The sequence below is a fragment of the Streptomyces sp. NPDC058864 genome (assembly GCF_042742985.1).
Taxonomy (GTDB): domain Bacteria; phylum Actinomycetota; class Actinomycetes; order Streptomycetales; family Streptomycetaceae; genus Actinacidiphila.
The window spans coordinates 1-11,656 of the sequence record NZ_JBHYMQ010000131.1; the positions used below are offsets into that span (position 1 = coordinate 1).

General features: G+C 72.0%; 7 protein-coding genes. 3 read left to right on the top strand and 4 right to left on the bottom strand.

All coding sequences use genetic code 11. The annotated features are described in order from the left end of the window. Positions 1 to 773 precede the first annotated feature (773 nt). Both ACFW3D_RS41420 and ACFW3D_RS41425 read right to left on the bottom strand, forming a co-directional pair. On the bottom strand, positions 774 to 1,376 hold the full coding sequence (locus ACFW3D_RS41420) for a hypothetical protein (protein WP_500513606.1): 603 nt from the start codon (positions 1,374 to 1,376) through the stop codon (positions 774 to 776). Positions 1,377 to 1,512: 136 nt separating this feature from the next. Further along, entirely contained in the window at positions 1,513 to 2,634 is a 1,122-nt protein-coding gene (locus ACFW3D_RS41425; protein ID WP_500513607.1) for a LacI family DNA-binding transcriptional regulator, read from the bottom strand. Positions 2,635 to 2,741: 107 nt separating this feature from the next. Here ACFW3D_RS41425 and ACFW3D_RS41430 point away from each other — a divergent pair, with 107 nt between their 5' ends. Then, positions 2,742 to 5,015, top strand: a complete 2,274-nt coding sequence (locus tag ACFW3D_RS41430) for a glycoside hydrolase family 3 N-terminal domain-containing protein (RefSeq protein ID WP_500513608.1) — start codon at positions 2,742 to 2,744, stop codon at positions 5,013 to 5,015. Positions 5,016 to 5,091: 76 nt separating this feature from the next. Here ACFW3D_RS41430 and ACFW3D_RS41435 read toward each other — a convergent pair whose 3' ends face one another. Then, on the bottom strand, positions 5,092 to 5,520 hold the full coding sequence (locus tag ACFW3D_RS41435) for a type II toxin-antitoxin system Rv0910 family toxin (protein WP_500513609.1): 429 nt from the start codon (positions 5,518 to 5,520) through the stop codon (positions 5,092 to 5,094). A 168-nt stretch (positions 5,521 to 5,688) separates the two neighbouring features. After that, positions 5,689 to 6,984, bottom strand: a complete 1,296-nt coding sequence (locus ACFW3D_RS41440) for a ThuA domain-containing protein (RefSeq protein WP_500513610.1) — start codon at positions 6,982 to 6,984, stop codon at positions 5,689 to 5,691. 582 nt (positions 6,985 to 7,566) lie between these two features. Here ACFW3D_RS41440 and ACFW3D_RS41445 point away from each other — a divergent pair. Together ACFW3D_RS41445 and ACFW3D_RS41450 are read left to right on the top strand one after the other, a co-directional pair. After that, positions 7,567 to 9,798 (top strand): pectate lyase-like domain-containing protein, encoded by a 2,232-nt coding sequence (locus tag ACFW3D_RS41445; protein WP_500513611.1) that lies wholly within the window; start codon positions 7,567 to 7,569, stop codon positions 9,796 to 9,798. Positions 9,799 to 10,103: 305 nt separating this feature from the next. Next, positions 10,104 to 11,531 carry an RICIN domain-containing protein gene (locus ACFW3D_RS41450; RefSeq protein WP_500513612.1) on the top strand — a complete coding sequence of 476 codons (1,428 nt, stop codon included), beginning with the start codon at positions 10,104 to 10,106 and terminating at the stop codon, positions 11,529 to 11,531. The last annotated feature ends 125 nt before the right edge of the window (positions 11,532 to 11,656 follow it).

Sequence of the window (11,656 nt, forward strand, 5' to 3'; positions counted from 1 at the left end):
GCGCGCGTCCCGGGCCACCGGCGTCGTCATGTCCGGACCGCGACAGGTACCTGGAGGTCGCGCCCGTGCCCCGCCCGGTCGTTCTTGAGCGAGCGAGCCACTCAGGCGCAAGACCCCTGGGTGGGCGGGTGCGGGTTCGTCTCGCGCCCTTCGGGCGCAAAGCGGCCGGCTGCGGATGGGGAAGTGGGCGGCCGGGACTTGTGGGCGTGTGCGGGTCGTGGGTGGCCGGGGTTCGGGCGCCGGAGCGGGGTGCCTTTGCGTTGGCCTCGGGTCTCGTTGCCGTCCGCGGGTGCAGATGGCCGCTTCCACGCCTGCTGCCCGTGGTGGGCGCGCCCGCCGTTACCCGCGTCTGCGGCTGATTCGGGGTGTCGTCGAGGCGGCCATGGGATATCGGGCTCTGTTTCGCCGATATGTTCGGCGGAACAGAGCCCGAAGTCGGGAAAGCACCCGCAGACGCCGGTTACGGCGGGCTCGCCACCCACCAAGGGTGGGCGTGGCCACCGGCCGTCTGCACCCGCGGACGGCAACGAGACCGGAACCGACCGAACAACCGGCCCCGCTCCGGCGCCTGAACCCGAGCCGCCCACCGACCCGCACCGCGGTCAAGGAGGCCGGGCCCCACCCTCCCCATCCGCAGCCCGCATCTTTGCGCCCGAAGGGCGCGAGACGGCGGGACAGCCGAACCACCGGCGCGGCCTGCGACAGGGGCGGCGTGACCGCCTCCAGGAGCACCCGCACGCCGCGATGAACACGCCCCTGTCGACATGCGACGTCTACGGGCAGGCCTCGCCGAACTTCACGGCCTTGAAGACGACCGGCTGCCCCGTGAGCGCGGCGCCTGCGGCGGGGGACTGCGAGCACACCTTCCAGTTGCTCTCCATGAGGATGAAGCGGTCCTGCCCGGAGGCGTCCTCCGCCGTGATGCTGGTCGCGGCGGTGAGTGTCGTACGGGCCACCTTCACGGAGGTGCCCGTGAGGTCGGGCATCGTCGTGCCCGCCGTGGCGGGTGGGGAGGCGTCCTGGGCGGGGCAGGACTCCTCGAGCTTGACGGCGCCGAAGTCGACGGTGACGGTGGTCGGCCGGGAGCCCGGGGCGGGGCGCTGGAAGCAGACCTTCCAGTCGCGGTCCCAGATCTGGTCGCGGCCGCGGCCCGCCGCGTCGTGCGAGTCCAGCCGGTAGAAGCCCAGCGACTGGGCCTGGTCCTGGGCGGCCTGCAGGCCCATGCCGGCGAACGAGGGCAGCTCGGCCGCCGTGGCCGAGGCGCTCGCGGGGGGCCTGCCGTCGCCGGTGGCTCCGCCGTCGGCGGGACCGCAGGCCGTCGCCACGGCGGCGAGCACGGCGAGCGCGAGGGCGGCGGCGGTGCGGGCGATCTGCATGGGCGGTGCTCCCCCTGTCGGTCCGTCGGCCCGGCACGGCCGGCGCAAGCGGTACCGTACCCGGGCACAACGGATCAATGCCCCGTCTTCCACGTGTGGGTGACGAGCGATCAGGCGCAAGCTGAGTGCGCCTCCCCTACGGACCGTGCGGCCTCGCCGCCTCCGCGTCGCCCCGCTCCGGCCCCGCCCCGCACGTCCCCCGGACGACCAGCCGTGTCGGCAGCACACGCGGCGGCAGCGGGGGTACGTCCTGCGGCCCGAGCAGTTCGCACAGCGCCGCGACGGCCGCGGTGCCCAGGGCGCGGTGGTCCTGGGCGACCGTGGTGAGCGCGGGGCGCACGAGGGTGGCCGCGTCGATGTCGTCGAAGCCGACGAGCGCGAGGTCCCCGGGGACGGTCAGGCCCGCGTCGGCGACGGCGTGCAGGGCCCCGATCGCCATCATGTCGCCGGCGGCGAACAGGGCGGTCGGCGGTTCGGGCAGGGCGAGCAGCCGCCGCACCGCCTGACGTCCGCTGTCCAGGAAGAAGTCCCCCGTGACGACGTACTCCTGCGGTACCGCCGTCCCAAGGCGCGCGCAGGCGGTGCGGAAGCCGGCCAGCCGCTCGGCGGCCGGGGTGAGTTCCGGCGGACCGGTCACGGTGGCGATCCGGCGGTGGCCGAGGGAGTGCAGATGGGCGACGGCCGCCTCCGCCCCGCCGGTGTTGTCGGAGGCGACGCCGACGGTGCGCGGGCCGTCCAGGGCGACGTCGAGCCCGGCGCAGGCGATGCCCGAGGCCGCCAGCGCGCGCAGGGCGCGGTCGTCGGCGGGCCGGCCCATCGCGATCACGCCGTCCAGGCTGTGCCGGCGTACGGCCCGCACATACGTCGACTCCGGGTCCTCCGGTCCGGCGGTGGTGAGCAGCATGAGGTGGTAGCCCGCGTCGGACAGGGCGGTGCGCACCGAGCTCAGCAGGCCCTGGAGGAAGGGGTGGTGCAGGCCGCGCGACTCGTGGCCGGTGTCCCACAGCAGGCCGATGGTGTCGGAGCGGCGCCGCACCAGGGTGCGGGCGGGCTCGTTGGGCGCGTAACCCAGTTCGCCGGCGAGCCGCCGGATGCGCTCGCGGGTGGACTGGCTCACCTCGGCCCGGCCGTTGAGCGCGCGGGAGACGGTCGCGGTGGACACCCCGCTGCGCCGGGCGAGCTCCCGGAGGGTGATCGGGGGGCCGGTCCCGGGCGGGGGCGCGGACGTTGGGTCCTCTTGGGTTCGCAGCACGGTCACAGTCTTGACGATATGTCATGTCAGCGTCAGTCTGTCGGGTGCGACAGCAGCCGGAAACGTTTACGGCCAGTGCCCGGAAGGGCCCGGACAGGAACGGGATGCCTGCTATGCCAGCGAACGAACCGCGCGCACGCCTCACCCGCAGCCGGTTGAGAAGTCTCCTCGTCCTATCGACCGCGGCCGCCTGCGCCGCCGCGGTCGCCTCCGTACCGGCCCGCGCCGACGGGCCCGTCTACACCCGGGCCGGCGCGCCCGTGGAACTGCGCGTCAAGGACCTGCTGGGGCGGATGACCCTGCAGGAGAAGATCGGTCAGATGGACCAGATCGCGGTCGCCCGCATCCAGGGCGACTGCGAATGGAGCGGCGGGGAGCTCAACGAGAGCTGCATGAAGACCGTCCTCGCCGACTACCCGGTCGGCTCGGTGATCTCCGGCGGCGGTATGACTCCGGCGAAGAACACGCCCCAGGACTGGGCGAAGATGGTCAACGCCGTGCAGAGGTACGCGGTCACCAAGACCCGCCTGCACATCCCCGTGCTGTACGGCGTGGACGCCGTCCACGGGCACAACAACGTGCTCGGCGCCACCGTCTTCCCGCACCAGATCGGCCTCGGCGCCACCTGGGACCCCGGCACGGTGAAGGACTCCGCCGCGGCCACCGCGCGTGCCGTCGCCGCCACCGGCATCGACTGGAACTTCGCCCCCGTCGCCGACCTCGCCCGCGACCAGCGGTGGGGCCGCTACTACGAGACCTACGGCGAGGACCCGCTGCTCGCCGGTACCCTGGCGGCCTCCGCCGTCACCGGCATCGAGCACGCCGGCGGGTCCAAGCGCGTCGCCGCCAGCGTCAAGCACTACGGCGGCTACTCGGAGCCCTCCAACGGGCACGACCGCGTCCCCGCCGACGTCTCCCTCCGCTACCTCCAGGACACCCTCCTGCCCTCCTACCGGCAGGCGGTCCAGGCCGGCGCCAAGACGGTGATGGTCAACTCCGGTGCGGTCAACGGCGTACCGGCCACCGCGTCGACGTATCTGCTGACGAAGGTGCTGCGCCAGCAGTGGGGCTTCAAGGGCGTCACCGTCAGCGACTGGGAGGACGTCCGCGCCCTCCAGACCCGGTACCGGATCGCAGCGGACTACCCCGAGGCGATCGCCCTCGCCGTCAACGCGGGCCTGGACATGGCGATGGAGCCGTACTTCGCCAAGGAGTGGAGCACCGGCCTGAGGACGGCCGTCGACCGCCGGCTGGTGTCCACGCGGCGCATCGACGAGGCCGTCGGGCGCATCCTCCGGCTCAAGTTCGAGCTCGGCCTCTTCGAGCACCCGTACGTCGACCCCGCCAAGGCCGACAAGGCGGTGCTCGGCACGGACGCCGCCCTGGCGCGGCGGGCCGCCGCCGAGTCGCAGGTGCTGCTCCGCAACGAGGGCGGGGTGCTGCCGGTGCGCGCGGACGCGAAGCGGATCGTGGTGGCGGGCTCGTACGCGGACGACATCAACGACCAGGCCGGCGGCTGGACGATCGGCTGGCAGGGCGTGCCCGAGGGCGTCGAACTGCCCGGGACGACCATCCTGGAGGGCATCCGCGCGGCGGCCCCCTCCGGCACCGAGGTGGTACGGGCGACGACCGCGGACGACGCGGCGGCCAAGGCGGCGGACGCGGATCTGACCGTCGTGGTGGTCGGCGAGAAGGCCGCCGCCGAGGGCGCGGCCGACAGTCCGCGGCCCGAGCTGTCGGCGGACCAGCAGGCGCTGGTCAAGGCGCTGAAGGCGAGCGGAAAGCCGGTCGTCACCGTGGTCGTCGCGGGCCGTCCGCTGGTCCTGGGCGACGCGGCGGGCACCGACGGCCTGCTGATGTCCTGGCTGCCCGGCACCGAGGGCGGCGGCGCCGTAGCCGACGTGCTGTTCGGCAAGACCGACCCGAGCGGGCGGCTGCCCGTCTCGTGGCCGAAGGCGATCGGCAACGAGCCCATGTACTACCAGCAGCTGCCGGGCACGAACGGCGGCCTGGAGTCGTCCTACGACGCGCTGTACCCCTTCGGGTCCGGCCTGTCCTACACGACGTACTCCTACGACGCCCTCACCGCCGACGCCAAGGGCGTCAAGGTGACCGTCGCCAACACCGGCGCGCGGGACGGCGACCTGGTGGTCCCGGTCTACGCGTCACGGGCGGTCAGCCGGGTGCTGTGGCCGGCGCGCAAGCTGGTCGCCTTCACCAAGGTCCACCTGAAGGCGGGCGAGAAGCGCACCGTGCGGCTCGACTTCGCGCGCGGCGCGCTCGCCGTGACGCCGGGCGACGTCGACGGCGCGGGGACCCCGCGGGTCGAGCGCGGGACGTACACCTTCACGGTGGGGGACAAGAGCGCCGACGCGGTGCTGCGTTAGGCGTGCGGCACCGGGGGCCGCGGGGGTCACGCCACCCGCGGTCCCCGGTCTCCGGGTCGTTCCGGCCGGTCCCGGGCTACTCGACGAGGCCGGCGAGCTTGCGCAGCGACTCGTTGAGGGCGGCGGTGGCGGTGTCCTTGAGCTTGCCCGCCATGAGGGCGACTGCCGCGCCGTTGAAGGAGCCGTCGATGCGGAGGTCGGTCTGCTCGCCGGCCGGCGTCAGGCTGTAGCGGGTCAGCAGGTCCACGGCCATGGGGCCCTTGCCCGCGATCTCGAAACCACGGCCGGGGTCGACCGCGGTGACCTCCCAGTTCACCTCGGCGGGGAAGCCCATCAGCTTCATGTTCTCCCGGTAGGTCGCGCCCGTCTCCAGCGGCTCGGGACCGCCGTCCGGGAAGCCGGTGTGCGTGGTGCTCCACTGCGTGTGCGAGCTGAAGTCCGTGAGGGTGCGCCAGACCTTCTCGGCCGGAGCCGCGATGCGGGCCTGTGCGGAGACCTCGGCCATACGACCACACTCCCTTGCGTCGGCGAGTGAACGGAACGTAACGGCCGCGGCCCGAAGTTTCAATACTGATGAACCGTCAGGACGAGGGAGCGGGTGACGGAACCTGACGCGAAGGTGCCGCCCCGGCCCTCGTGGGGGCGGGGCGGCACCGGGATCCCGTCGCCCGGGTCAGGGACGGACGACGAGCTGGAAGGACTGCGCGGCGGAGCCGTCGCAGGGGCGCTGGACCAGCTGGGTGCCGCTCGGGTCGCCGGTGGGGGCGGTGAGGCACTTGCCGCTGTGGCGGGCGGTGAAGTGGTAGCGGCCGCCGGACTCGGCGACGGGCTTCCACTGCTGGTTGGTGCCGCCGCCGTACGTCCAGAGCTGGAGCGGGGCGTTGTCGGCGGTGGAGACGTCCGTGACGTCCACGGCCTTCGTCGTGTCGTTGCGGGCGGCCAGGCGCTTGTAGCCGCCGTCGGTGGACAGCACGCGGAAGTCCTGCGCGGTCGTGGAGTTGCAGGTGTACTGCTGGATCGCGGTGCCGTTGGCCGTGCCGGCGGCGCGGGCGTCCACGCAGCGCCCGCTGCCGGCGTTGACCAGGGAGTACCAGGACGTCTCGGAGATCGGGTCGGTCGGGGCCGGGTCGCCCGTGGAGCCGGTGCCGAGCCACTTGAGCCCGTCGAGCAGGAAGGTGTTCTGGGTGGCGCTGGCGAAGGTGGACGACAGGCCGGTGTTGGTGTCGTAGTTCATCGCGTTGTGGCCGAAGTTCGCATACAGCATGCGGTACTTGGTGTTGGTCCACAGGATCGGGTAGTAGCCGCTGTACCACGTCTGGTTGGGGTCGGTGCCCAGCGGGAAGCTGACCGGGTCGACGGACGCCAGCACGTCGATGTCCGGGTTGTTGCGCAGGTCGTTGCTCCAGCTGTACCACTCGCTCACCGACGAGGTGAAGGTCGCGGGCAGGTGCGAGGTCGAGGGGTGGGTGCGGTCCTCGACGCGCAGGGTGGCGGTCGTGGGGCCCCAGGTGTTGGAGCGGAAGTTCCCGCTGCCGAGGAACTGGTTGTAGTACCAGGGCCAGCTCTGCGCGTTGTCGGTCCAGGCCGAGACGTGGAAGCCCATCCAGGCGCCGCCACCGCGCATGTACGCCTCGAAGCCGGAGCGCTGGGCGGCGCTCTGCGGTGCGTCGTCCAGGAAGAGCACGACCTGGTACTGCTTCAGCGCGGCAGCGTCGGTCAGCAGGTTCCAGTTGTTCGTCGAGGTGTACGTGAAGCCGTTGGCGGCCCCGGCCTGCGGAAACCACTGGTTGGCTTCCTTGACGAAGTCGATGTGGGCCGCGTCCCAGGTGCCGTTGTAGAACGCCAGCACCTTGAACGGGGCGGCGGCGGGGGCGGACGTGGCGGGGGCCGCGACGGCGCCCAGGAGGACGGCGAGCAGCAGTAACAGGCGGGCGGCGACGCGCCTCGCGGCGCTCGTGGCACGGGTCATGGGGGGAGGTCCTTCCCGGTCGGCGGGCGCGTGTGGGGGGCGCCGGTGGGGGAGCGGGGTGGGGGGAGGCGGTGGGGAGGCCTTCGTCAACTCGTGATTTAAGGAGTGAAGGAAGGGTGCAGTCAAGACTTTGGTACAGACCAGTAATGTCCTTGCAGGTGGGCTTCGTTGATCAGCAACTCCCGACGGGAGGTCCGGGGCCGCGGGGCCGGCGGGGTGGTCCGCCCGGTGGGGCGCGTTCAAGTGTTGTCCGGCCCGGATGTTCCGGGGCCGGTCGGCCGTGCCGTGCCGCACCGGCGGTCAGCAGCGCAAACGACCCACCGTGAAGCCGAGTTGGGGCACTACCACCAAACCGGCGGCGTTCGAAATCCGTAGCGCGACCTCTTGACGTGTCCGCTGCGGAAGCCTAACTTCACGCCGTGAAGAAAGGTCGTTCCGGCCTTTGAGCTGCTGTCGCATGGCCGGGCGCGTGCGCCCGGCCACCCCCCACCCCCGTCATGCCACGCCATGCCGTCGCACCGTTCGGCATGCCCGCTCACATCCCCCCACGGCGCCGCGCCCCGCGCGGCACAGGAGTCATCCATGAGAACCCTCGGAGCGCCGCCGCACGGCGTCCCCGGACGCGGCCGGGTCCGGCGCCGCGTCGTACCGCTCGCGCTCGGCGCGCTCTTCGCCTCGGGACTGTCCGCCGTCGTGCTGACCGCCCCGCAGGCCCAGGCCGCGTCCCTGCCCACCGGCTGGGTGACCGTCGCCGCCAAGCACAGCGGCAAGTGCGTCGACGCCGCCGCAGCGGGCACCGCCGACGGCACCGCGGTCCAGCAGTACGCGTGCAACGGCACCACCGCGCAGCAGTGGCAGTTCCAGGCGACCAGCGACGGCTACATCCGGGTCAACAACCGCAACGACGCGAGCAAGTCCTGGGACGTCACCGACGTCTCCACGGCGGACGCCGCACCGGTCCAGCTCTGGTCGTACTCGGGCGGGGCCAACCAGCAGTGGCTGCCGGTCGAGGAGACCGGCGGGACGTACCACTTCGTGAACCGCAACAGCGGCAAGTGCCTCGACGTGCCGGCCGCCTCGACCGCCGACAGCGCCCGCATCCAGCAGTACACCTGCAACGGCACCGCCGCGCAGTCCTTCAGCCTCGGTTCCACCGACGCCCCGCAGAACCCGCCGGGCACCCCCGACCTCGGCCCGAACGTCTCGGTCTTCGACCCGTCGATGTCCTCGGCCGCGATCCAGGGCCGGCTCAACCAGGTCTTCGGCCAGCAGGAGTCCAACCAGTTCGGCGCCCAGCGCTACGCCCTGCTCTTCAAGCCCGGCAGCTACAGCGTCGACGCCAACGTCGGCTTCTACACGCAGGTCGCGGGGCTGGGCCTGTCGCCGGACGACGTGACGATCAACGGCGCGGTGCACGCCGAGGCCGACTGGTTCCAGGGCAACGCCACCCAGAACTTCTGGCGCTCCGCGGAGAACCTCTCCGTCAACCCGACCGGCGGTACCGACCGCTGGGCGGTCTCGCAGGCGGCCCCGTACCGGCGCATGCACGTCCGCGGCAACCTGCAGCTGGACGACGGCGGCTGGTCCAGCGGCGGCCTGATCGCCGACTCCAAGATCGACGGCCAGGTGCGCTCCGGCTCCCAGCAGCAGTGGCTGTCGCGGAACAGCCAGTGGGGCAGCTGGACCGGCTCCAACTGGAACATGGTCTTCGTCGGTGACGTGGGCGCCCCCGCGAACAGCTTCCCGAACCCGCCCTACACCACGGTCGCGCAGACCCCGGTGACCCGCGAGAAGCCGTTCCTGTACGTGGACTCGGCCGGTGCCTGGAAGGTCTTCGTCCCGTCGCTGCGCACCAACACCCAGGGCACGACCTGGGCGGGCGGCAGCCCGGCCGGCAGCTCCCTGCCGATCGACCAGTTCTTCATCGTCAAGCCCGGCGCGACGGCGACCGACATCAACGGCGCGCTCGCCCAGGGCAAGAACCTGCTGTTCACGCCCGGCGTCTACCACCTCAACCAGACGCTGAACGTCAACCGGGCGGACACCGTCGTCCTGGGCCTGGGCCTGGCGACCGTCATCCCGGACAACGGCATCACCGCGGTGAACGTGGCCGACGTCGACGGGGTCAAGATCGCCGGACTGCTCATCGACGCGGGCACCACCAACTCGCAGACGCTGATGCAGGTCGGCCCCGCCGGCTCGTCCGCGCGGCACACCGCCGACCCGACCTCGCTGCACGACGTCTTCTTCCGCATCGGCGGCGCGGGCGTCGGCAAGGCCTCGCAGAGCCTGGTGGTCAACAGCTCGGACGTCATCGGCGACCACATGTGGCTGTGGCGCGCCGACCACGGCAGCGGGGTGGGCTGGAACAGCAACACCGCCGCCAACGGCCTGATCGTCAACGGCACGAACGTGACGATGTACGGGCTGTTCGTCGAGCACTACCAGCAGCACCAGGTGATCTGGAACGGCAACGGCGGCCGCACGTACTTCTTCCAGAACGAGATGCCGTACGACCCGCCCAACCAGGCGGCCTGGATGAACGGTTCCACACGCGGCTACGACGCCTACAAGGTCAGCCCCTCGGTGACCGGCCACGAGGCCTGGGGCCTGGGCAGTTACTGCTACTTCAACGTCAACCCGTCCGTCGTCGCCGATCGGGCCTTCGAGGTGCCGGCGGTGTCCGGGGTCCGCTTCCACAACATGGTGACGGTCTCCCTCGGCGGCACGGGCACGATCAGCCACGTCATCAACAACAGCGGAGGCCCGTCCAACTCCGCGAACAACGTGGCCAACCTCGTCTCCGGTCCCTGACCTCGGCCGGACGACACCAGGCGGGGCTGCCGCCGTCCGCACGGCGGGCGGCGGCGGCCCCGCCACCAGGCATGCCCGCAGGCCCGCGCGCGGTCCGTCGGGGCGCCCAACGAAGGGGTGGCGCCGGGGTCTTGACGCGGGGCTGGTCTAGTCCATAACGTCTTCGGCCATCAGCTGTTCATGTAGTGAGGCGTTGTTCACCTACATGAACGGCTGGCCACATCTCCCCCCACCCCGAGCACCACCCCCCACGGCTTGCCCCCCCACGACGCGCGCCCCGCTCGCGCACACGAAGGAGCCGTCCCGTGCTGAAATCCGCCGTCAGAGCCCTCGCCGCGGCCCCCGCCGTCCTCGCGATGGCCGCCACCGCCGTCATCGCCACCGGCGGCTCCGCGAGCGCCGCCGCCAACCCCGGCCCCGGCTTCCCCGCCCACTACGCCGCGCCCTACGTCGAGACCTGGAACTCGCCCTCGGCGATGACCAACGCCCGCAACGCGACGGGCCTGAAGTACTTCACGCTCGCCTTCGTCATCGACGGCGGCGGCTGCAACGCCATGTTCAACGGCGACACGCCCGTCACCGACGCCGGCTGGACCTCCGCGGTCAACTCGCTGCGGGCCGCGGGCGGCGACGTCATCGTCTCCTTCGGTGGCGCCTCCGGCACCGAGATCGGCCTGTCCTGTACGACGGTGTCCGCGCTCAAGGCCCAGTACAAGAAGGTCGTCGACGCCCTCAACCTCACCCGCATCGACCTGGACGTCGAGGGCAGCGCGATCGCCAACACCGCCGCCAACGACCGCCGCAACAAGGCGCTCGCCCAGCTCCAGCAGGAGTACGCGGCCGCCGGGCGCAAGCTCGACGTCCAGTACACCCTGCCGTCCATGCCCAACGGCCTGGACGCCAACGGGACGAAGCTGCTCTCCAACGCCAAGGGCAACGGGCTGAACGTCAACCTCGTCAACATCATGACGATGGACTACTACGACGGGACCCGCGACATGGGCAAGGCGGCCACCGACGCCGCCACCGCCCTGCGCGGCCAGCTCGGCGCCATCTGGCCGGAGAAGTCCGACGCCCAGCTGTGGGCGATGGAGGGCAACACCCCGATGATCGGGGTCAACGACGACACCAGCGAGATCTTCACCACCGGCAACGCCACCACGCTCGCCAACTTCGCCAAGTCCAAGGGCATCCAGGAACTCGCCTTCTGGGCGCTCGGCCGCGACAAGGCGTGCGCCACCAACGGGCAGCTCTCCGACAGCTGCAGCGGCACCCCGCAGAGCGCCTGGCAGTTCTCCTCCGTCTTCAACACCGTGACCGGCGGCGGCACCACCCCGCCGCCCACCGGCTCCACCGGGCAGATCACCGGCCTCGGCGGCAAGTGCGTCGACGTCGCCGCCGCGAGCAGCGCCAACGGCGCCGCCGTCCAGATGTACGACTGCAACGGCACCACCGCGCAGCAGTGGACGGTCGGCACCGACGGCACCGTGCGCGCCCTCGGCAAGTGCATGGACCTCACCGCCGCCGGCACCGCCAACGGCACCAAGGTCCAGTTGTACGACTGCAACGGCACCGGCGCCCAGGTCTGGCAGCGCGGCAGCGGCGACACCCTGGTGAACCCCGCCTCCGGCAAGTGCCTGGACGTCACCGACAAGTCCACCGCCAACGGCGCCCGGCTGCAGATCTGGACCTGCGCCGGCGGTACCAACCAGCAGTTCCACCTCCCGGCCTGACGGGCCCCACCGCCGCCGCCCGGCCGGCCCCCGGGCCCCGGTTCCCCCGGCGCGGGGCATACGACCTCGACGGCGGTCACCCCCACACCCCCCGCATGACGAGCACCACCACGCGGTAATCCTCA